Below are 22,992 nucleotides of genomic sequence, written 5' to 3'. Positions count from 1 at the left end.
AGGTAGTTGATATATTTTTGTTTACTCCCTTCAATTAATATAAATGTAGTGAAAATTAATCATTGTTTAAAGAATTAAATGACATTTATAAATTACATGAGACCAGATTAAAAATGACAAAATTAGTAATCTATCTTTACAACAACTATTTCATGTTTTTTACAGATTATCAGATATTTGCATTGTTAATTTTTTACTTTATTTTAATTATTTAGGCTGATTTTATTCCAAAATAATTATAGCTGAAATTTTAATTTTATTTTACTTATTTGTGATAGTTTATTCTTTTGTTTAATATAAAATAACATGTTTATAGATTAAATTATTGATTAAATAGCTTTATCTAAAAAAAACAAAATATGAATAATAAGTAAATAATTTTTTTACTAAGTATGACTAAAAACTGCATCTTGGACAGCAACGTTATAGGAATTTTGCTGTTTCCCATTTCATTTAAAGATATACAGATAGAAAATAAATTTTAATAATTGAAGGTTAATGAAAATGAATAATAAGAAAAGAGTAATTCATTATATTACTTTTCAGTTAGTTTTATTGACACTGCTTTTTTTGACTATTACTATCCTCATGTATTTGGGGTACACTTTTGTTTTAGGAATTTTTTTCTTGCTAGCTTTACTGGTACTAGTATATGGACTGTTAAAAAAACAATTTATATTCGAATATGAGAACTCTGGACGGGTGATTTTCATTAAAAGTTATCAATGGCTTTTAAGTGGGGAAAAATTTTCGGTCTTTAAATTACCACAAAAAAAAATTGTAAGGGTAGAAATAAAGGAACGGAACTTTCGAAAATATTTAATAATTCTTTTTTTTAATTCTTCAGGGAAGATATTAAGAAGAAATATTGATATTACGTTTTGTAGTGAGAATGAAATTTACCAGCTTTTAGGAGATATAGGTGACAATTTAATAAAGGAAAAGTCAGGAGCTTATTTCTTATAAAAGATCTGGTTTTTTGAATACAGATAAATTAGTTTAAGAAGGAAAATTTGAAAGATCTATTACTATTTTCGGATGTCCTTTATTGCTGTACATAGTATTTTATTATTGTCTTATTAACATAATATCTTTACACCTGAGGGTTCTTTACCTCAGTCTTACAGAATCTATAAATTACTGCATTTTGTTTGTTAGCGTAACAGCTGTTTCAATAAGGACTTTAAATGAATCAGAGCGTATTGGATTACCAAAAAAATCCTTAAAGTTGGAAAGTATATTTTCATTTCTGTTAATTTTCAAAGGAAGCAGACGATCGAAAGTCACTGTAAAAGCAGGCCATCAAGCCTGGCTTGTTCGGGAAGATCCGGATTAGCCGGACGCTATGTTTCGCGAGCTCCGGACTGTGCAACCTTATTCGGGGAGATGACCGAGCTTACATCGGTTATCCTTAGAATAGCGAGATCAGAGTTATAAACAAAATGAACCATCAAAAAATAGCCCTGAAGAATCATTTAATTTCTTAGGGCTGTTTAGTATTTGTTATCTGTTTTACAAATCCAAAGTCGGTGCTTTCCCGAATTTCTTCTTGAAAGCGTACGAAAAATGGGATAGACTTTCAAATCCAAGGTCGAGGTAGATGGAAGATGGCCTTTTATTCTTATTTTCAATTAAATGCCGTGCCTCATTCAGCCTTTTGTCCTGTAGCCATTTCCGTGGCGGCATTCCAAACGTTTTCCGGAAATCCCTTTTAAATCCTGAAAGGCTTCTCCCTGTGAGTTGTGCAAACTTTTCTACCGGAACATTGAACTGATAATTTCTGAGCATAAATCTTTCAAGATCGATCTTATAGGCCTCCGAGAAATCGAACAGAAAATTGAGAAGTTCCGGAACAGCAAGCAACATTAACTTGATGCCTTCCTTCACCTTTAAAAGTCCCATTTCGTCTGTCATTTCAGCACCAGAGCTCCTGGCGTAGGGAACAATCGACTGGAAATAGCCTTTCAGAAAATCATTATTGGGAAGACATAGATTCGGGAGTCCGCTGTATTTACCATCAGCCTCCATTTTTTCTTCCAGGGCTATCTTGCGCATCAGATCCTCCTGGAGCGATATGACAATCGTCTCATAATGGCCGCCCGGCTCAGGAGTTTTTGTGAGCGTTCCCAACTGATTTTTGTGGATCAGTAAAACATCTCCGGCACTAATGATGAGATTCTGCTCTGAAGTTTCCAGAACCATCCGGCCCGAAACCTGCATTACCAGCGTGTGGTGATTCCAGATGCAGGCTTTTTCTTTCCGTTCTGATGAAAGGTAAGAGTAAAATATCACGCCGGGAAGGATCTCTGCTGGACTTTCCATTATCTCTGTAGGTAGGTTCCGCCTTTGATGGCACCTGGTGCAAATGTAGTGTTTAAAATGTTCATCTCCTCAGGGGTAAATGTAATTTCCATAGCAGCAATATTCTCAGGGAGTCTTGATCTGCGGCTCATACTCACCAACGGCATAATGTTATCTCCCTGTTCCTTTACCCAGGCGATTGAAAGCTGCGTTGGGGTGCAACCTTTGCTGTTAGCCATTTGTTTCAGCACCTCAACTTTTTTAAGATTATGAACGAGATTATCACCCTGAAAACGGGAGAAGTGATTTCGGTAATCCTCCGAAGGGAGTGGTGCTTGCAGGTTTCCCATAAGAAGACCTTCGGCTGTATTGGTGAAAGCTACTACGCTGATCCCTAATTCCTTAGCTGTAGGTAATAGATCGGCTTCGATCTGACGATCTGCCAAAGAGTAACCAATTTCCAATGCACTGATCGGATAGACGCTGTTAGCCGTTTGAAGCTGCTCAGCAGTTATTTCCGACACACCAATATGGCGCACTTTACCTTCTTCCACAAGGCCGGCAATCGTTCCGATGATGTCCTCAACCGGTATACTGCCATCCATTCTGCTGGGCTGATAAAGATCGATGGTCTCAATTCCCAATCGGGTAAGAGAGTAATTAACAAAGTTCTTAATGGCAACAGGACGAAGATCCATCCCGATCCATTGTCCATTGTGAAAAATGGCGCCGAACTTGACGCTGATAAAGGCATCATCCCGTCTTCCTTTGATCGCTTTCCCAATAAGCATCTCGTTGTGGCCTGCGCCATAGAAATCTCCGGTATTCAGGAAGTTAATCCCGTTGTCCAAAGACTGTTGGATGGTAGCTATGCTTTCTGTTTCATCCGGTGTTGATCCTCCCCAGATGGATGACATCCGCATACATCCCAAACCAAGCTTTGACAACTTTGGTCCATTCTGACCCAATTGAATTTTTGTAATTTTTGACATTTGATTGATTTAATTTGATAGGACAAAGGTCTTTATTTATTCACCAGGTTACTTTCTTCTATGGTTCAATTTACTTGCCTGTATGGTCCAATAGAGTGATGGTAGAATGAAGTTATTTATATGATCTGCAATGATGATAAATGTGATATTTTGCCCGGACCTGTTTGGACTTCTCTTGTTGTTGATATATCCGAATAATTTAGAATATTCTTTGTTTATGGCCTGGATAAATAAATTATTATTGGAAAATATTAATAATAATACTGTAACAATATTTAATCAATCATGAAAGCTTTGGTAATGTCGGATAATGTTATTAGATTTATAATTAGTTCCGAATGACAATATTTTATTACACCTCTTTAAATTTATTAATCATGAAAAAACAAATCTTTATCGTTGCGCTGTCTCTGGGAGCCTTAGGAACCAAACAGGTTATGGCACAAAATTCAGGGCAGATGAGTACATCAGTTAATATTATTTTATCAGACGTTATTGCAATGGACATTGGCTCAGTTGCTTCAGAAGGCACTGTAGATTTTAATTATGGGAACACAAAAGACTATAATTCATCAAAAAATGTGACCGTTCCCAATAGTTTAGTCATTATTTCCTCTAAAAATTTTGATGTAAAAGTAAAATCTGAAGGGGCACACTTTGTAAGCGGTGCAAACGTAATTCCTGTAGATATATTACAGGTAAAAGCAATACCGGGCGGAAGTTTGGTAGGAACCCTGAATGAGGTCACTTTATCTGCAAATGATCAGGTGCTGGTGAGTAACGCAAGTTTAGGTACCAAACAGTCTTTAAATATTGCCTATTCTATTTCGGCGGAAAAAGCCTCAAAGGTGCTTCTGGGAAAACCTCAGGGAACTTATACACAAAAAATAACTTATACTGCTACTGCATTGTAAGTAATACCAATTTTTAAATAGAAAAGCCCTCAATGCTGTCAAAGTATTGAGGGCTTTTCTATTTTATCATATGAATAAGCCGTGTAGTGATTTTACTACATGAACTTCCGTTTTCCACTACAAAGAAACTTTTATCGCCGCTGTACATTTGTAGTGTTCAAAAGAGGACAATTAAACAAGAATAAAAAATAAAACAATATTATCATGACAAAACAACTTGCAATCACAGCCTTAACTTTTGGAGCTATCATATTTGGAACTAATAATGTTCAGGCTCAAAATACAACCGCAACCACAACTGTAAACATCACCCTGAACGATGTCATTTCTATCGATACAGGAAGTACTGCCATTGGTAATACGGTTGACTTTAACTATGTTACTGCAGCAGACTATAACTCTGATCAGACAATTACTAAAGCCAACTCTTTAAAAGTGACTTCCACGAAGAACTTTAATGTTAAAGTAAAAGCAGGAGGTGCTAATTTTATGAATGGAACCAACCTAATCCCTGTCAATGTGTTGACGATCAAAGCAGCTACAGCTGCCGGAACAATGGGCGGAACAAAAAGCGCTGTTGTTTTATCTGCAGTGGATCAAACTCTGGTAGCAAACGCTCCGCTTGGAAGTGCATTGACACTGAATCTTGACTACACCATTCCAGCGGCAAAATCATCATCTTCTGATATCTTAGGTAAACCGGCCGGAACTTATACGCAAACAGTAACTTATACAGCAACAGCTTTATAAATAAATTTTCATATTAATATTTTGTGATTTGGTGTTTCGAAGGCTTCCTACGGGAGGCCTTTGATTTTGTATGTATTGTACTGATATAGATAAAATTCAAAATCCGGGAATAGTTATCTATCAGCTGTAAGGTGGAATCTATGTTTTTGGGCATTTAAATCTATTTAATACATCAGACCAAACATTCAGTAAATTTATTAAGCCGTTTTATATCTTTTTTAAAGTTATCAAATCTCAAAAACGATGATAACAAATTTATCAACCTATAAATATTTTTTGTGAAAACCTAAAGAAAAATTATCTGCAAACAGTAACTTATACTGCGACTGCTTTATAATAAAAAACACATCAATATATATGCCCTCAGCACTTTCCAGGTATTGAGGGTTTTTCTATTTAAGGCAAATGGGTAATCCTGTAGTGATTTTACTACATGAACTTCCGTTTTCCACTACAAAGAAACTTTTATCGCTGCTGTAGATTTGCAGTATACAAAAGAGAACAATAAATAAAAATAACAATAAAATATTACCATCATGAAAAAACAAATCGTAATCACAGCCTTAACTTTTGGAGCTATCATATTTGGAACTAATAATGTTCAAGCTCAAAATACAACCGCAACCACAACCGTAAACATCACCCTGAACGATGTAATTTCTATCGATACAGGAAGTACTGCCATTGGTAATACGGTTGACTTTAACTATGTTACTGCAGCAGACTATAACTCTGATCAGACAATTACTAAAGCCAACTCTTTAAAAGTGACTTCCACGAAGAACTTTAATGTTAAAGTAAAAGCAGGAGGTGCTAATTTCATGAATGGAGTCAACTTAATCCCTGTCAATGTTTTGACGATCAAAGCTGCTACAGCAGCCGGAACAATGGGAGGAACAAAAAATGCTGTTGTTTTATCTGCAGTGGATCAGACTTTAGTAGCCAATGCTCCTCTTGGAAGTGCATTAACACTGAATTTAGACTACACCATTCCAGCGGCAAAATCATCATCTTCTGATATCTTAGGTAAACCGGCCGGAACTTATACCCAAACAGTAACGTATACTGCGACTGCTTTATAATAAAAAACACATCAATATATATGCCCTCAGCACTTTCCAGGTATTGAGGGTTTTTCTATTTAAGGCAAATGGGTAATCCTGTAGTGATTTTACTACATGAACTTTCGTTTTCCACTACAAAGAAACTTTTATCGCTGCTGTAGATTTGCAGTATACAAAAGAGAACAATAAATAAAAATAACAATAAAATATTACCATCATGAAAAAACAAATCGTAATCACAGCCTTAACTTTTGGAGCTATCATATTTGGAACTAATAATGTTCAGGCTCAAAATACAACCGCAACCACAACTGTAAACATCACCCTGAACGATGTAATTTCTATCGATACAGGAAGTACTGCCATTGGTAATACGGTTGACTTTAACTATGTTACTGCAGCAGACTATAACTCTGATCAGACAATTACTAAAGCCAACTCTTTAAAAGTGACTTCCACGAAGAACTTTAATGTTAAAGTAAAAGCAGGAGGTGCTAATTTCATGAATGGAGTCAACTTAATCCCTGTCAATGTTTTGACGATCAAAGCTGCTACAGCAGCCGGAACAATGGGAGGAACAAAAAATGCTGTTGTTTTATCTGCAGTGGATCAGACTTTAGTAGCCAATGCTCCTCTTGGAAGTGCATTAACACTGAATTTAGACTACACCATTCCAGCGGCAAAATCATCATCTTCTGATATTTTAGGTAAACCGGCCGGAACTTATACCCAAACAGTTACGTATACCGCAACTGCTTTATAGCAGCTGTAGATTTGTAATGTTCAAAAGAGAACAATTAAACAAGAATAATAATTAAATCGTACTGCCATGACAAAACAAATAATAATTACAGCCTTAACTATTGGAGTAGTTATATTAGGAACTGATCGTGTTCAAGCTCAAAATACAGCCGCAACCACAGCTGTAAACATCACCCTGAACGATGTGATCTCTATCGATGCAGGAAGTACAGCAATTGGTGGTATAGTTGCCTTTAACTATGTTACTGCAGCAGACTATAACTCTGATCAGACAATTACTAAAGCCAACTCTTTAAAAGTTACCTCAACGAAGAACTTTAATGTAAAGGTAAAAGCAGGGGGACCGAATTTCATCAATGGTTCAAACTCAATCCCTGTAGATGTTTTGACAATCAAAGCTGCTGCAGCTCCTGGAAATATGGGCGGAACAAAAACCGATGTGGTTTTGTCTGCAGGAGAAAAGACTTTAGTAGCAAATGCTCCACTTGGAAGCGCATTAACACTGAATCTGGACTACATCATTCCAGCAGCAAAATCCTCATCTTCTGATATTTTGGGTAAACCGGCCGGAACTTATACCCAAACAGTAACGTATACTGCGACTGCTTTATAAAAAAACACATCAATATATATGCCCTCAGCACTTTCCAGGTATTGAGGGTTTTCCTATTTAAACCAAATGAGTAATCCTGTAGTGATTTTACTACATGAACTTCCGTTTTCCACTACAAAGAAACTTTTAGCACCGCTGTAGATTTGCAGTATACAAAAGAGAACAATAAATAAAAATAACAATAAAATATTACCATCATGAAAAAACAAATCGTAATCACAGCCTTAACTTTTGGAGCTATCATATTTGGAACTAATAATGTTCAAGCTCAAAATACTACGGCAACCACAACCGTAAACATCACCCTGAACGATGTAATTTCTATCGATACAGGAAGTACTGCCATTGGTAATACAGTTGACTTTAACTATGTTACTGCAGCAGACTATAACTCTGATCAGACGATTACTAAAGCCAACTCTTTAAAAGTTACTTCCACGAAGAACTTTAATGTAAAAGTAAAAGCAGGGGGTGCGAATTTCATGAATGGAGTCAACCTAATCCCTGTCAATGTTTTGACGATCAAAGCAGCTACAGCAGCCGGAACCATGGGCGGAACAAAAAGCGCTGTAGTTTTATCTGCAGTGGATCAGACTTTAGTAGCCAATGCTCCTCTTGGAAGTGCATTAACACTGAATCTTGACTACACTATTCCAGCGGCAAAATCATCATCTTCTGATATCTTAGGTAAACCGGCCGGAACTTATACGCAAACAGTTACGTATACTGCAACTGCTTTATAATAATTTTTTAGCTTGTAAAGGTTCCTTTTGTTACGTTTTTTAGTAGTTTTGGGAATCTTTATAAAAAATTTACACCATGCGCAAGTTTATTTACCTTTTCATTTTCTTTATCCTTACTTGGTCTTCTTCGATTCTGGCACAAAGTATCTCTATGTCGCCTACACGTTTGTTTTTCACCGGTAATCCAGGAGAAAAAGTAACAAAGACAGTTACGCTTCAAAATAGCTCGGATAAGGATTATGTTTTTAATCTCAACTATAAAGACTGGGTTAGAGAAGAAGACGGAAATAAGGTTTATCTTGAAGCAGGCAGTTCAAAAACTTCCAATGCTTCCTGGGTGTCCACCTTAGAAAACGCTGTCACAGTTCCTGCGAAAAGTACAAAGGAGATTGTAGTGACTATGCAGATTCCGGCAAACGCATCACAATCTGCCGTTACGAACAGCATGTTGTTTTTCACGCAACTTCCTCAGCAGGCAGATAAAGCACGTATTCAGAATGGTATTGGTATTATCACCTTATTTGAGGTGGGACTTCACATCTTTTATACTCCACCGGGAAACCATGTAAAAAGTTTAGATATTACCAATATTTCAGAGGTGAGCAATGAGAATACAGCGAACAGAAAAGTTGCAGTAAGCATCCATAATGATGGAAACACCATCAATGATGCCACTGTTGAGTTTGAACTTACCAACACAGACAGTGGTAAGGAAATGAAGCTACCCGCAATTTCTATCTCCATGCTTCCGGATACCAATCAGGTTGTTCAGTTTTCTTTACCAGAGAACATTTCGGGGAACTTCCTTGGCGTGGCTATTATCAAAATGGCAGAATCCAATGATATACGTGTAGGCGAAAAAAACTTTAAATTTTAAAATTAAGTCTTGAAACCACAGAATGGAATATCGATATCAGTCCTAAGAAGAACAATCTTATTTTTTGTATTTGTTCTTCTGCACTTTTCGTTGGCCTATGCGCAGGAAAAGAAGGATATCCAAATCCATTTTGAAAATGACAGTGTAGCTGTTGAGAAGGGTTCTACTTTTACTAATTTCCTGGTCATTGAGAATAAAAGTTCTGAAGAGATTATCATTCAGAATATCATACCTCAGGAAAAATATCCGGGATTGCTTTTCTATCCCAAAAATGGCTTTACCTTAGGCGCAGGTCAGTCTAAAAATCTTCCTGTAAAACTGATCGCTAACGTGGATTTTATGAAATTGAGATCCAATGAAATCCAATTCCAGGTTTCGTACGCCAGCCCAACGGCCACCAGAACTGAAAGCGCCTCGTTCTTTGTTGCTAAAGGCGAGAACAAAAACATCGCAATTTATACGGCCACATATGAAAATTTCATTAACCCTGCTTTGCCCCAATCCTCAATTCTGCTGACTGTAGAAAACCAGGGTTACAGTAAACGAACCGTTAAGATTGATTTGCAATCTATTCCTGATGGTTTGGAAATGATGCCCAAACAACAAACCGTATCGCTGGAAGGTTTAGAAAAACAAACGGTTGAGATTAAAATTGCAGTCAGAAAACAGAATACACTTTATCCGGAATTTAATATTAATGCAATCGTCACAGACCTGCTTGACAATAAAATCGTGGGAAGCAACACGCTCTACCTGGTTATTTTATCGCACAACAGACAAATTGCCCGGGGAAACGAAGCGGTGGGCGGAAGTAATTTTGCGGAAATGAGCTATAATGAAAACAGTTCAGGTTTCAATTATCTCCAATTGAGGGGAAACACAGCATTCCGGGTGACTGAGAATTTGAAATCGCGCTTCAATATCGGGGCAGATTACTATCTTGAAGACGGCCTTTATAACCTGTATGATACCTGGCTGGAACTGGAGAGAAAAAATACGGTATTACGGGTGGGAAATGTTAATAGCAGTGATTACGATTACCCGGTTTTCGGAAGAGGAGGGAAGGTTTCTACCAAATTTGGTAAAGATAATCAGATTGAAATTCTTGCACTGGAAAATAATTATAATCTGTACGGTACTTATTTCCAGCAAACACAAGGATCTACTATGGCGGGGGCAAAATATGCTTTTGGAAATGCTAAATCTTTCAATGGGAAAGTGTCCTATATATTCGACCATGATCCACGCTTTAACGTGGATACGCAGGTAGCGAATGCGGTAACATCCTTATTAATTAACGATAAGCACACCATCCGCACGGAGGTGGGTCTGAGCCACGAAAAAGGCCTTTATAACAAAGATGAAAACGCAGGAGCTTCAATGGGAGCCAATTACGAGGGGAAAATAGGGAAATGGGATATACAATCTGTCAATTCCTTTGCCACCAAAAGTTATGCAGGGATCAAACGGGGATCTTTTTTCTCAAATCAGCGTATTGGCCGCCAATTTTCGGCTTCTCAGCGTGCTTTTATACAATATCAGAATTCGCAGGTAGAGCCTGAGTTCCTGAGCTTCCAGAGTGAGCCAGCCCAACCTGGCAACACCTCTAATTTACGTTATTATTTCAACAGTACAGAAGCTTTGGGATTAGGGTATCAGCTTTCTTTAAGGAAATGGAATTTTCTGCTTTCTCCAAAGGTTGAAAAGCAAAAAACAGCTAATTTTTACACATCGCAGGAACTTTTTTCTTACCGGCTGGAAGCCAACATCAGCACTACATTAGGTGCCCACGGATTGAACCTGACGGCGGAATATTCTTATTCAAAAGAAAACAATAAACCAGACTGGTTCAACAGTCTGAAAACAACTTTATCTTACAGGTATAAATCATTCTCCCTCAACGGAACAGCCCAATGGAACGCAATCAGTGTCTTTGATTTAAATTCTTATTATGATGGAAACCGTAATTTCGCCAACTATAATGTTTACGCCTCGTATAATTTCCAGATGCTTAATCATAATCTGACCGGATCTTTTTCCGCCGGAACCTTCTATTCGGAACTTTATAAAAATTTAAACAGCAATATCACCGGTAATCTGGAATATAAGATTTCACCTTCATGGTCCACTACAGGTTATTTTAATCTTTCCGGTTATAAATCTACGGCTGAATATACAAGCAGCGGCAGTTATTACCAGTTCAGAGTGGGGATTAAAAAATATTTTACTGCAGCTACGGCTCTCGGAAATCATAAAGTGGCTTTCCAGTTTTTTGAAGATAAAAATTTCAATGGACTTCTGGAATCCGGCGAATCGGTACTTGCTAATGAAATTGTAAAACTGGACAATTATGTAGCGATGACGGATAAGAATGGAAAAGTAGTTTTTCAGAACGTGCCCGAAGGTACTTACACACTGAAGGTGAACGAAAGTGCGGGTGCCCGGTTGATGATGGATCCTGTTATTATGGTACATAGCAATATGAACCGCAAAGTGGGCTTGGTAAAAAATATCAGGGTAAGTGGGAAATTAACAGAGATCAGGCAGGCTTACGATGTTTTGGAAACGGATGTAACCGGAATAGTGGTGTATGCAAAAAGTGAAGATGGCACGATCTATACTGCCGTGGTTAACCAAAAAAATGAGTTTGAGTTTTTCCTTAAAGATGGAAAATACACCCTCTATATTGAAAATGACAAATACAGCTATACACAACCCACTCAAACTATTCAGGTGACAAAAGAAGGGTACTCAAAGCCCGTGGTTTTTGAATATAAGAAGAAAGACACCACCATTAAGGTGAAAAAGTTTTAAATTTAAAAGTATGAAAAAGATGAGGGCTTTTCTAATAGGAATTTTTACCGTGTTCTGCGGGTCTGCAGCCCTGAAAGCTCAGGATGTGTACCTGTCGGTTCCTGACAATAATATTTTTAACAGGACCGAATTTACCTCAGTACCTACAAGGGTAATGACGAACGCCAACAGAACAAACTGGGATTATAACTTTTTGGGATTATTCCCAACAGCTCCTACATTTACCTCTGTTTCCGGGCCAACTTTTACTCACTCTTCTTCCTCACTTACTTTACCCGGTTCCGCTCTTCTGTGGCAGTTGGAAAGTATGGGCGGGCAGCTGCCATATACCGGACTCTCAGGTTATTTACCAGGTTTTCAGTCGTTCAGTACAAGCGCTGTAAAATGGTTTGAACCGCCATCGATCAGTCTCGCGGGAGGATTCAACCGGGGAAATATCAATTTTACATTTAAGATTCCTGCCTCACAATTTACGGCCAATGCCTTCCGTGCCGGGAATTACTCCATGGATATCACTCAGAATTATTATGACTTCACACCCCGTAATTTTAAAACAATTTTAGTCATTCCTTCATCTATACGATGGGTCACAAACTCTTTAACAAAATACATAGAGATATCTTCTTTGAATGATTACCGCAATACAAGCACGCGGGTGTGGGATTTGGGGAATACGGAAATCGCACATACGGTTGATTTTAATTTTTGGGCGAAAGCTGCTGCCACAACCGTTCAGTTCACGTCGTCTAAAGGCGTTCCGGGAACCAGAAATATAGCTAGCATTAAATTGGGTAGCAACGGATCTTCACTCACAACGAAAGCCTTATCTTCTGATTTTCAGAATTTTTCGGCTGCTAATTTCAGTGTTGTAGCGGGAAACAGAACCAGCTTCATTCCGGAGCTTTATGTATCTGCGGAAGATTTTAAAAACTTTTTTTTTGAAGCCGGCACGTATACGTTTGAATTGAACTTCAATGCGAGAAGTACAGATAACTCAATTAACAGTTTGCAAAATACGGCTGTTCAGTTAAAGGTGCTTCCGCTGTCAGAGATTACCATCCCCAGCTCAGGGCGGAATGTAAACTTCAATTTTAATACCGCTGCCCATTACACTGATGGCCAGTCACAAATGATTCCCAACCAAATTATGTTGTCCAATAATGAAAATTTTGAGCTCTATGTAAAATCGGACGAAAATTATTTCAAGAAAGGCGGCCTGCAGACCGACATCAATTCCAATATATTACAAATTGGCGTGGATGGAAGTTCTGTAAATGCTCCCTTATCCAAAACTCCTCAAAAGCTTCTCTTTAACGGAGCACCGGTTTTGGACCGGGCACTGAACGTAAGATATACCATATCACCTGCAGGTGCCCAAAGTTTGGTAGGGAAGGAAAATACCACTTACTCTATCAATGTTTATTATAGCTTTACGGCCATATAACAATTTTTTCTTATAAAAACTTCTTTATCGATCGTTTAATGGCAATAACCAATCGCTGGATCAAAACTATATTGATAAATTAAAAAGTATTCAAAAATATGCCGATGTTTTTGATTTCTTTGTGTTCGCGGTTGCTAAGGTGATCAAACATATAACTTCGTATCATGAGTACTACGAAGAACAAGCCTATATTTCTATTCCAGTTATACGTCCATACCTTAAAATTATTCTCATAAGCTTCACTTCCTCCTGGATGATCAGACTTTTCCGATTTCTGTGGTATTAAAAACAAAAAAAGGGTCTTGTAAAAAACAATCGAATTACCTATTATTGCATTAACGGCATTAAGTCTTCCTGATGAGAAATAAAAATGTCTGCAAGCCTGAATGTCAGACATTTTATTTAACCTTAATTATAATGTCTGATGATTCAAGAATGGTTTGGCATAGAAATCGAAAAAATAAATAGTAAACTATGCTAAAAAATACTGTAGTGATTTTTTTTTAGCATTAATACTAAATGTATGAACAACGTTATCAACGAACTACAATTAAAAATCGAAAGACTTGAAAACGAAATCAATTTCAAGAACGGACTGATCTCGATATTGTCTCATGACTCAAAAGAACTGTTTGGAATTTTTCTGTGGCTTATAGAAGCGCTAGAGGAAAAGACCATAAGTGAGGAAGATTTTTTTAAGTTGTTGCCACAGATAAAAAACGATGCCCAGAAGAATCTGCAAACTATCCAGGACAGCATTGCCTGGCTAAAAACACAATACGGGGAATTTAAGATTAAACCCGTTAAAATCATGGTGATGGATCTTTTTCACTATTTAGAAGAAAAATATGCTGCTCAATTAAAAGAAAAAAACATCAAATTTTACTTTAAAGGAGATCAAAATGCATTTCTTACAAGCGATCGCCTGTTGCTCGAATATGTTTTAGACAAAATTTTTAATAATGCGGTAAAATATACTTTTCCAGGACAAGATATTTATTTACAGGTAATTACAGAAGGTGATCAGGTTGTACTTTCTGTGGTTGACTTCGGAACGGGAATAAATGAAAAATATTTACCCGCAATCTACACCTATGATAATCCTGTATTCCTGGGAACTGCCGGCGAGAAAGGAGTTGGATTAAGTTTGAAAATTGTAAAAAATTTTATATCCTTGCTGTATGGAAACATCCAAATCATTTCCGCTGAAAATGAAGGCACTACGGTTTCCCTTTTTTTACGTAAATTTATAGAATGATGGGTTTAAAAGTAAATATTCGCATTGTTGTAGCAGATGATCATGGTATCGTCCGGATGGGTTTGATACAAACAATCAAACGATTAAGACCCGATGCCATAATTTCAGAAGTTGAGGATTATAAATCGCTGTACAAATTAATTCTGAAAGAAGAATTTGATCTGGCCATTATGGACGTTAATATGCCTAATGGCACTGTTCAGGAAGCAATAGATTACATAAAAATTCACCAGCCTGAATTAAAAACTTTAATATTTTCTTCACAGGATGAAGCGTTGTATGGAATGCGTTATCTAAAAATGGGTGCTGGTGGCTATCTAAGTAAGCTAAGCTCCACCGAAGTAATTGAGACCGCTTTAACGTCGATGCTCAGTAAGGGTCGATATATCAGCGATAATATAAAAGAAGCGATTTTGTTAGAATCATTAACTGGCGCGGCAAAAAATTCTCCCTTTGAAACGCTGTCAGACCGCGAACTGCAAATTGCCAATAAGCTTGCAGAAGGCCTTCCCCTCAAAGAAATTTCTAATCAGCTGAATCTCCATTCATCAACGATCAGCACTTACAAAAACAGGTTGTTTGAGAAGCTGAAAATACGGTCTATACCCGAATTGGTGGAGATTCTCAGGCTGTATAATCAGTAAATATTCTATCACAAAACATTGGATTGTGATTTAATGAAATTCTTACAGCAGATTATGATGCACTTCAGAATAACTCATTATTTAAGAAATCACCATGTCACCATATGCCTATACATGGAATGATCCTGTCAACTATACAGACCCTACAGGAATGATGGGGGAAAGGATAGGAGAACCTGGAGGAAAAAATCCTGATAGTTTTTGGCATATTATTTTTTGGACTAAAGCACGGAGAAATGCAGAACGATATGCCAACTCTATGCGCTTTGGAAATAATGATGTTAATGTATATAAACATGATGATGGTGACTGGTCAGTAAATACTATTATGGAAATGGAACCGGAAACAGAGCGACATTCTCAAGAGATGGGATGCGATATAATAGGGACTGGGGAGTTTATACGGGTGATATCCAAAGTCAGATGGAAGGATCTAACGTTATTAATAATTATCCTGCACCAGCTCCGAATCCTTCGGGACCAACTATAGGACCTGTTCCAGATAATCCATATGCAAATCCTTCATCTCAGCTAGCATATACAACATTGATCGCGTTACAGGAAGCGCCATTGACAGTCCTTCCTGAACTGATTCCTGTAAAGTATTTAAATGCGGCCAAAGGTATTGTTTGCGTTCCTGTAAGGCAGTTAACAAAGGGATTAATAAACATATGTTTTGCAAAAGGAACTTTAGTTGCCACAGAAAAAGGAAACAGAAAGATTGAAGAGATCCGGAAAGGTGATGTGGTATGGAGCTATAATGAAGAAACAGGTACAAAGGAACTGAAAAGAGTCCTGGAATTATCCCGTAATATTTCCTCTTCATTGGTGAAAATCTCTGTAAATGGTACGGAAATTATATGTACTCCGGAACACCCATTCTATGTAAACGGACGCTGGATAGAAGCCAAAGAGCTTGCCAAAGGAATGTATTTAACTACTTTAGATGGTAAAACTTCTTTGTCAGAATCTATTAATTTCTTGGATGAGAAAGTAGAAGTCTATAACTTTGAAGTGGAAGATAACCATAATTATTACGTTTCTGAGAAAGGTATTTTGGTGCACAATACTTGTTGGCTTGAACGACTTGCAAAGTTTATGGAATATGCGGCAAGTATTGAAACAAAAACTCTTATGTCTCAAGAAGCTACTATTAATCATTTAGAGAATGTATGTAAAGCATTAGATAAAACGAGAACAGATGAACGAATTTTAAAATTAATTGGAGAAAATAATGTAATCGTTCAAGATGGAGTTAAAACAATATATCAGGCTGGCAGCAAAACAGCAAGTAATTATACTAAAGTGTATCCAGATGGAGGTTTTCAGGTATTTATAGATCACAAAATAACGGAATATATAATAAAGAGATAAGATTCAAATCTTCTACATTCCCAACATTGCAAAACCATATAAAATAATATAAATATAATGATAAATAATGTTTTTTGTTGTGATGGACTTTCTACAGCAATCAATAATGCTGGACAAAGTGGATTTTCAATTTTAATTAAAATGGATAGTTATGATAAAACTTTTTTTTTCGTACAACAATATAGAAATAAGGACACTAATGATAAGACAGGAGTTTTGCATATTGGACAGGTAGGAATAATGTATTGCCCATGGTGTGGATGTGAATTTGATACAGTTATAAGTAATCATCCACAATTAATAAAAGAAATGTATGAGAGAAATAAAGAATTTTTATTAGAGTTTTAAATATCAAAAAATATGGTAATTCAAAAAATAAATGCAAAAAGAATTTGGATTTTGGAAAGAATATGGAAATAGATATAAAGATTATCCATCTGTTAATTTGTATGAGTGGTACCAATTGATATTAAAAAATGATTATAAAATATTAGATAAAGTTAAATTTCAGCAGAAAGATGTAGACTGGATTCGTTAATAATAAATATAGAATTCCGATGCTCCCTGCTGGGAGTAGTGTCGGTAGATGACAATAACCCACTGCAATTGCGGTGGATTATTGTTTTAAGTGGGGTTTGAATTGAATGTAATGAAAATGGATTTATAGCGATTATGCTATTTTAGTGACAGATATTATAATCAGCAAAGAAGCTTCTGGCTATCGGTAGATCCATTGGTAGAAATCACCATGTCACCATATGCCTATACATGGAATGATCCTGTCAACTATACAGATCCTACAGGAATGATGGGGAAAAGGATAGGGGAACCTGGAGGAAAAATCCTGATAGTTTTGCATATTATTTTTTGGATTAAAGCACATAGAAATGCAGAACGATATGCCAACTCTATGCGCTTTGGAAATAATGATGTTAATGTATATAAACATGATGATGGTGACTGGCCAGTAAATACTAATTATGGAAATGGAACCGGAAACAGAGCGACATTTCCTATTCATTGGTGAAAATCTCTGTAAATGGTACGGAAATTATATGTACTCCGGAACACCCATTCTATGTAAGCGGTGGCTGGATAGAAGCCAAAGAACTTACCAAAGGAATGTACTTAACTACTTTAGATGGTAAAACTTCTTTGCTGGAATCTATTATTTTCTTGGATGAAAAAGTAGAAGTCTATAACTTTGAAGTGGAAGACAACCATAATTATTACGTTTCTGAAAAAAGTATTTTAGTGCATAATACTTGTTGGCCTGAGCGACTTGCAAAGTTTATGGAATATGCGGCAAATATTGAAACAAAAACTCTTACGTCTCAAGAAGCTACTATTAATCATTTAGAGAATGTATTTAAAGCATTAGACAAAACGAGAACAGATAAACGAATTTTAAAATTAGTTGGAGAAAATAATGTAGTCGTTCAAGATGGAGTTAAAACAATATATCAGGCTGGTAGCGAAACAGGAGGTAATTATACTAAAGTGTATCCAGATGGAGGTTTTCAGGTATTTATAGATCACAAAATAATAATTAATAAATTAAAATAATGGATTTTGAAAATTTAAAAATAACACTTTTTAATTTATATTGTAGTACAGGTGTTAATCCTTTCTTTGAATTTCTGTATGTTCAAAATGGAAAAATAATAGCAAAGAATAGAAATGTTTGCATTGAAGGAAATGAAAAAGAAATAATTGTTTTTTTTGATGAAAGTTTATATTTATACCCCAAAAAAATACTATACCTTAAAAAAGAGAATACATATCAAACGTTTCAATCAATTAATTTCGCGCTTGAATATTTTCAATACCTTATTAGAGCAACTAATGATATCAGATTTGAGTTATATCATTATTTCTTATATAGATTACAAAAAAATGGAATTACAAATGATTCCTGGAATTTTCATTATACAAATAATGAAAATATGGAAAGTATAATACTTAATCTTAGTATTTTTGGTTTAACAAAAGGAGATAAAAAATTATTTTTTAACATTGAAGTGTTATTTTTTAAAGAAAACATGTGTAAATTAAGATTTATTCCGGAACAACCAGCTTGGAATGAAGGAAAAACATGTCCCGAAACAGATGTTGATAAAATAATAGCATATGTTTTAAATCTCAGAGTTGATAATTATAAAGATATTCCATTAATAGAATCATGATCTTGCCAGCCGATATAGATAAAAAATAAAATGTATAAAGAATTTGGATTTTGGAAAGAATATGGAAATAGATATAAAGATTATCCATCTGTTAATTTGTATGTTAATAAAGAAATTAATCAGTCTTATAACAAGAATAAGTTAATTTCATATTTAAATTCGGGAGGTATTATCGCAGTGTCTAGTAAAATTTTCCTCATTTATTTAGAGATAATGATAAAAAAACAGTTGAATTTTTATTATTTACTGATGGTTTTTGGATATGGCCAGAAGATCTATCGGAATATGTATCTGATTTTAATGTGATTTTGCCTGATGAGTGGTATCAATTGATATTAAAAAATGATTATAAAATATTAGATAAAGTTAAATTTCAGCAGAAAGATGTAGACTGGATTCGTTAATAATAAATATAGAATTCCGATGTTCCCTGCTGGGAGTAGTGTCGGTAGATAACAATAATCCACTGCAATTGCGGTGGATTATTGTTTAAGTGGGGTTTGAATTGAATGTAATGAAAATGGATTTATAGCGATTATGCTATTTTAGTGACAGATATTATAATCCGCAAAGAAGCTTCTGGCTATCGGTAGATCCATTGGTAGAAATCACCATGTCTCCATATGCGTACACATGGAATGATCCTGTCAACTATACAGACCCTACAGGAATGATGGGGGAAAGGATAGGGGAGCCAGGAGGACCGAACACTAATAAAGTATATGATGGCGGTGTTATAGAAGAGATTGTACTTAAAGGTAAAAGATTGAATTGGCTGCAAAGAGTTGGTAGATTTTTGGGCTTCGGAAATTCACCCTCCAGAAATGCAACGGCAGGGGAAATAAAAAGCAGTAACAAATTACCATGGTATCTTAATAATAGTAAATATGGAGGGAAGCCAGTTTTGACATTAGGGGCTCATAATATTGAATTTCCGTATATTGAACGAGAAGAATATGGAAATAATATCTTTGAAAATGGAGATGCATTTTTAAAGAATACTGCTGGTGCAATGTACAATGGTCTTGCTTCTACATGGAATGATGGAATGGCAGGAAAAGAAGGGTGTAGTTTTATGTATGAGGGAGATAGTGATATTGAGTCTACTGTTAGGCATATTTCTAGAGGAAATATAAATGCAATAGAAATGGAAGGTATAGCAGCTGCAGTTATTTTTCATAAGGTAGGAGAATTTGGAGAGTTAAGAGGTTCGGGCCCAGTACCTGGAGTATTAGAAGTTAGTGATAGAGTAAAGTCCGTAGGTCAATTTAAAAATTATTTTCCAAAAGAAGGTACAATGATAGAGTTTGTATTTGATGCTGATTCAAATACTTTTGTAGTAGGAAAGCCTCATGGTAGAGAAGCGGGGGCTTCCCCCCATCAAAGGCTAGTTCTTTCATTAAATAAAAAAGGGAATTATGTGGGAGGAATGTTTAAAAGACAAGGAAACACAATAATTACAGATGAATATTCTGGACATTATGGACATAAATGGAATGATCAAATCAGAAAGCAATTTGTAAACTACATGGAACAGAAAACAGGTCTAAAAGTTAATCATACAATATGGAAATGAGAATAATATATATATCAGAGATTAATTATGAGTGTTATTTTTACGATAGTTGTTGGAAAGTAGTTTACGAAGGTAAAACCATAAATATTAATATGAATAATTTCTATGGTTATCCTTTTTATATAATTTTTGAAAATATAGAAACGGTGAGTAAACAGTTAACAATGCTAATCAATAAAAAGAATATATTGCTTTCCGATATTTTTCCAATAGACCTAATCTTGAAAGATATTATTGATCACGACCAAGGTTACTGGTTAAATTTATGTTTATATTTTATTATTAAAATGGAATGCTTAGACAGTAATATTATACAGCTTTTGATTACAACTCAAAATAATAAAAAATTTAGTCAAGAATTAAGGCATAAAATAAGAAAAGTTATACTTCTTAATAATTAAGTATAATGTACTTGTTTCTAATGACTTAAAAGAATATGTAGATGTTCATGAACTCTTAAAAATATGTTGTCCCATTTTTACGGAGTATCATCAAAAAGTTTAAATAATATGATGAAAATTAAAGATGTATTACAAACAAAGCCTGATAGCGAATTTTTATACGAAGAGTTAGTAGAGTTAAATGAAGGATGGAGTTTTTACACATTACTAAAATTGAACTCATCTATTCTCATAGGATGGTTAACAAATGATGATCTTTTAATTGTAAATGGTGATGGTATTTTTTTATATGATATTAAAAATAAAAATATTACTATGGAAGATTATGAGTCAAATTTTAAAAAAAATCTTTCCGCAGATAATTTAAAGTATTCATTAAAAGAAAGAGATGAGATTGTAGATGTTTTTGGGTAAGAGGCGGAGGAGGAAATTTATTAACTTTAGATAGTGAATGGAAATTAGAAATCAATCATATCCATAATAATTTCAAGATACCGAGATTAATGAATTATAAAACAAGAAAATCATGGTTTTTTCAGCTTCATGATATGAGCTATGAAGGATATATGTATTGTGGATTTTCAAAAACACAAAAGTATTTTCTAATTATGGGTGACCAGGGAATAAATATTTATAAAAAGGATTTTTAAGATAAAAATCTATTTCAGCAAAGTATGAAATGTTGCTGATTTAATATTTGTGAAAACGATAACGATTGATTTTAATTATTTACAAATTGTGAAATATTTATTATGAATTATATATCATTGAATTTTCGGGGCATTTCTTTCTTTAAAGAGGAATTTATTCACTTTAATGGTAATAATAACGAATTTCCATCAATAAAAGACTTTCAACAAAATGGAGTTTATACATCAGAAGTTAGAAAGAAATTGTGTAAGTATTTAGAGAATTGTCCAGAAATTGTTTCAACTTCTTACAAGCGACTAAATGCTTACACTCTTGAGCCAATATTTTCTTTAACGTATTTTACAGATGGAGATTTTATTTTTACTAATTTATTCCAAGAATATATTTATAATAACAATTTTGTTTTGCCTCAAAAATGGTATGAACTAATTAAAGCTCGAAATTATATTAATGACAATTTTGAATTAAACTATGAAAAAATTTCGTCAGGAGAAATTAATGTATTTAGTAATTTTGAAAGAAGTTTTGATGATAATAGTATTATTAGTGATGCAGTTTTATAAAGAAGAAGATATAGACCGGATTTGTTAATAAATATAGAACTCAATATTCCCCACTGTCAGGAGCATGTAGCTCGTGTCAGTAGATACCCCCCCCCACTGCAATTGCGGTGGGGGGATACTTTAGGATATTTCAGCGTTTTTTTAGTGAGTTTTGAACCGAATGTAATGAAAATGAATTTGCAGCGATTATGTTATCTTAGTGGCAGATATTATAATCCGCAAAGAAGCTTCTGGCTATCAGTAGATCCATTGGTGGAAATCACTATGTCACCAACGATGAATTACAGATGAGAATTCTGGATATAGATGGAATGGATGATCAAATCAGAAAACAATTTGTAGACTACATGGAACAGAAATAGGTCTAAAAGTTAATCATGCAATATGGAAATGAGAATAATATATATATCTGAGATTAATTATGAATGTTATTTTGGTGGTAATTGTTGGAAAATAGTTTACGAAGGTAAAACCACAAATATTAATGTGAATAATTTCTATGGTTATCCTTTTTTTATAATTTTTGAAAATATAGAAACGGTGAGTAAACAGTTAACAATGCTAATTAATAAAAATAATAAAAAGTTATTTCCGAAAATTATTTAGAATTTTATCAACGGTTGCAGTCGAGATTGAGGCCCCATATACACGTTTTATCTCACTGACTAAAAAACCATCTATTATTTAATAGATTTTCTAATCTTATAATATTTCTTCCATTTAGTTATTGTGTTTTTGCTCAAATTAAAATGAGCGGCTACTTCGCTGTTGTTCAAACCTTTTTTGCTTTGATAATTAAGAATTTCAATAATCGTTTCTGAATTATAGGCCTTATATCGTTGATTAACGCTAAAAGAATTGTGTTCAGCTTCAAATATTAAATTGTTGAGCTTAATAATATCCAAATGTGAAAGTTTATTTTTTTTTAATATTTTGAGACAAACCTCCTTTTTATTGGGAAATTTTATTTCTAAAATATCTTCAAAAATTTTCCTGTAGTTTGGTTCCTTCATTTAACAAATTTTTTATAATTATCGCATTGTTTTCGATTCTGCCATTTAAATT

26 protein-coding genes are annotated in these 22,992 nt (G+C 34.9%); 23 read left to right on the top strand and 3 right to left on the bottom strand.

Annotated features, from left to right (window positions below):
- The first annotated feature begins 498 nt into the window (after positions 1-498).
- Positions 499-966, top strand: a complete 468-nt coding sequence (locus ACP3T3_RS06945; protein WP_426479181.1) for a hypothetical protein — start codon at positions 499-501, stop codon at positions 964-966.
- A gap of 546 nt (positions 967-1,512) precedes the next feature.
- On the opposite strand, the gene ACP3T3_RS06940 is transcribed toward ACP3T3_RS06945, so the two are convergent.
- Positions 1,513-2,322: a helix-turn-helix domain-containing protein gene (locus ACP3T3_RS06940; RefSeq protein WP_426479180.1), complete on the bottom strand. Its 810-nt coding sequence runs from the start codon at positions 2,320-2,322 to the stop codon at positions 1,513-1,515.
- Positions 2,322-3,218, bottom strand: a complete 897-nt coding sequence (locus ACP3T3_RS06935; RefSeq protein ID WP_426479179.1) for an aldo/keto reductase — start codon at positions 3,216-3,218, stop codon at positions 2,322-2,324. Before ACP3T3_RS06935 ends, ACP3T3_RS06940 begins: the two co-directional genes overlap by 1 nt.
- A gap of 452 nt (positions 3,219-3,670) precedes the next feature.
- Between ACP3T3_RS06935 and ACP3T3_RS06930 the strand changes: the two genes are divergently transcribed.
- From ACP3T3_RS06930 to ACP3T3_RS06825, 22 genes are all read left to right on the top strand, one after another.
- A complete protein-coding gene (locus ACP3T3_RS06930) occupies positions 3,671-4,207 on the top strand; it encodes a peptidoglycan-binding protein LysM (protein ID WP_426479178.1) in 537 nt (178 codons plus the stop codon).
- A gap of 204 nt (positions 4,208-4,411) precedes the next feature.
- On the top strand, positions 4,412-4,957 hold the full coding sequence (locus tag ACP3T3_RS06925; protein ID WP_426479177.1) for a peptidoglycan-binding protein LysM: 546 nt from the start codon (positions 4,412-4,414) through the stop codon (positions 4,955-4,957).
- Positions 4,958-5,493: 536 nt separating this feature from the next.
- Positions 5,494-6,039, top strand: a complete 546-nt coding sequence (locus tag ACP3T3_RS06920) for a peptidoglycan-binding protein LysM (RefSeq protein ID WP_426479176.1) — start codon at positions 5,494-5,496, stop codon at positions 6,037-6,039.
- Between the two features lie 199 nt (positions 6,040-6,238).
- Positions 6,239-6,784 carry a peptidoglycan-binding protein LysM gene (locus ACP3T3_RS06915; protein ID WP_426479176.1) on the top strand — a complete coding sequence of 182 codons (546 nt, stop codon included), beginning with the start codon at positions 6,239-6,241 and terminating at the stop codon, positions 6,782-6,784.
- 66 nt (positions 6,785-6,850) lie between these two features.
- A complete protein-coding gene (locus ACP3T3_RS06910; RefSeq protein WP_426479175.1) occupies positions 6,851-7,396 on the top strand; it encodes a peptidoglycan-binding protein LysM in 546 nt (181 codons plus the stop codon).
- 197 nt (positions 7,397-7,593) lie between these two features.
- The gene (locus tag ACP3T3_RS06905; RefSeq protein WP_426479174.1) at positions 7,594-8,139 is read left to right on the top strand and encodes a peptidoglycan-binding protein LysM; all 546 of its coding nucleotides are present in this window, start codon (positions 7,594-7,596) and stop codon (positions 8,137-8,139) included.
- A 76-nt stretch (positions 8,140-8,215) separates the two neighbouring features.
- A complete protein-coding gene (locus ACP3T3_RS06900; RefSeq protein ID WP_426479173.1) occupies positions 8,216-9,016 on the top strand; it encodes a hypothetical protein in 801 nt (266 codons plus the stop codon).
- 9 nt (positions 9,017-9,025) lie between these two features.
- Positions 9,026-11,830, top strand: a complete 2,805-nt coding sequence (locus ACP3T3_RS06895; protein ID WP_426479172.1) for a hypothetical protein — start codon at positions 9,026-9,028, stop codon at positions 11,828-11,830.
- Between the two features lie 10 nt (positions 11,831-11,840).
- Positions 11,841-13,274: a hypothetical protein gene (locus ACP3T3_RS06890; RefSeq protein ID WP_426479171.1), complete on the top strand. Its 1,434-nt coding sequence runs from the start codon at positions 11,841-11,843 to the stop codon at positions 13,272-13,274.
- Positions 13,275-13,797: 523 nt separating this feature from the next.
- A complete protein-coding gene (locus ACP3T3_RS06885; protein ID WP_426479170.1) occupies positions 13,798-14,532 on the top strand; it encodes a sensor histidine kinase in 735 nt (244 codons plus the stop codon).
- Positions 14,529-15,176, top strand: coding sequence for a response regulator (locus ACP3T3_RS06880; protein ID WP_426479169.1), 648 nt, complete (start codon positions 14,529-14,531; stop codon positions 15,174-15,176). Before ACP3T3_RS06885 ends, ACP3T3_RS06880 begins: the two co-directional genes overlap by 4 nt.
- A 94-nt stretch (positions 15,177-15,270) precedes the next feature.
- Positions 15,271-15,666, top strand: a complete 396-nt coding sequence (locus ACP3T3_RS06875) for a hypothetical protein (RefSeq protein WP_426479168.1) — start codon at positions 15,271-15,273, stop codon at positions 15,664-15,666.
- The gene (locus ACP3T3_RS06870) at positions 15,600-16,550 is read left to right on the top strand and encodes a polymorphic toxin-type HINT domain-containing protein (RefSeq protein WP_426479167.1); all 951 of its coding nucleotides are present in this window, start codon (positions 15,600-15,602) and stop codon (positions 16,548-16,550) included. The genes ACP3T3_RS06875 and ACP3T3_RS06870 overlap by 67 nt, the downstream gene beginning before the upstream one ends.
- A 57-nt stretch (positions 16,551-16,607) precedes the next feature.
- Entirely contained in the window at positions 16,608-16,898 is a 291-nt protein-coding gene (locus tag ACP3T3_RS06865; RefSeq protein WP_426479166.1) for a hypothetical protein, read from the top strand.
- A 31-nt stretch (positions 16,899-16,929) separates the two neighbouring features.
- Positions 16,930-17,088 carry a hypothetical protein gene (locus tag ACP3T3_RS06860; protein ID WP_426479165.1) on the top strand — a complete coding sequence of 53 codons (159 nt, stop codon included), beginning with the start codon at positions 16,930-16,932 and terminating at the stop codon, positions 17,086-17,088.
- Between the two features lie 210 nt (positions 17,089-17,298).
- Positions 17,299-17,577, top strand: coding sequence for a hypothetical protein (locus ACP3T3_RS06855; protein WP_426479164.1), 279 nt, complete (start codon positions 17,299-17,301; stop codon positions 17,575-17,577).
- The gene (locus ACP3T3_RS06850) at positions 17,574-18,116 is read left to right on the top strand and encodes a polymorphic toxin-type HINT domain-containing protein (protein ID WP_426479163.1); all 543 of its coding nucleotides are present in this window, start codon (positions 17,574-17,576) and stop codon (positions 18,114-18,116) included. Before ACP3T3_RS06855 ends, ACP3T3_RS06850 begins: the two co-directional genes overlap by 4 nt.
- A complete protein-coding gene (locus ACP3T3_RS06845) occupies positions 18,116-18,736 on the top strand; it encodes a hypothetical protein (protein ID WP_426479162.1) in 621 nt (206 codons plus the stop codon). Before ACP3T3_RS06850 ends, ACP3T3_RS06845 begins: the two co-directional genes overlap by 1 nt.
- Positions 18,737-19,349: 613 nt before the next feature.
- Positions 19,350-20,312 carry a polymorphic toxin type 43 domain-containing protein gene (locus ACP3T3_RS06840; RefSeq protein ID WP_426479161.1) on the top strand — a complete coding sequence of 321 codons (963 nt, stop codon included), beginning with the start codon at positions 19,350-19,352 and terminating at the stop codon, positions 20,310-20,312.
- Positions 20,303-20,713, top strand: coding sequence for a hypothetical protein (locus tag ACP3T3_RS06835; RefSeq protein WP_426479160.1), 411 nt, complete (start codon positions 20,303-20,305; stop codon positions 20,711-20,713). The genes ACP3T3_RS06840 and ACP3T3_RS06835 overlap by 10 nt, the downstream gene beginning before the upstream one ends.
- A 108-nt stretch (positions 20,714-20,821) precedes the next feature.
- The gene (locus ACP3T3_RS06830; RefSeq protein ID WP_426479159.1) at positions 20,822-21,127 is read left to right on the top strand and encodes a hypothetical protein; all 306 of its coding nucleotides are present in this window, start codon (positions 20,822-20,824) and stop codon (positions 21,125-21,127) included.
- Between the two features lie 338 nt (positions 21,128-21,465).
- Positions 21,466-21,927, top strand: coding sequence for a hypothetical protein (locus tag ACP3T3_RS06825; RefSeq protein WP_426479158.1), 462 nt, complete (start codon positions 21,466-21,468; stop codon positions 21,925-21,927).
- A gap of 680 nt (positions 21,928-22,607) precedes the next feature.
- Here ACP3T3_RS06825 and ACP3T3_RS06820 read toward each other — a convergent pair.
- On the bottom strand, positions 22,608-22,940 hold the full coding sequence (locus ACP3T3_RS06820) for a helix-turn-helix domain-containing protein (protein ID WP_426479157.1): 333 nt from the start codon (positions 22,938-22,940) through the stop codon (positions 22,608-22,610).
- Between the last annotated feature and the right edge of the window lie 52 nt (positions 22,941-22,992).

Source organism: Chryseobacterium sp. CBSDS_008, assembly GCF_049959325.1.
GTDB lineage: Bacteria > Bacteroidota > Bacteroidia > Flavobacteriales > Weeksellaceae > Chryseobacterium.
This window is presented reverse-complemented; position numbering and strand designations above follow the sequence as displayed.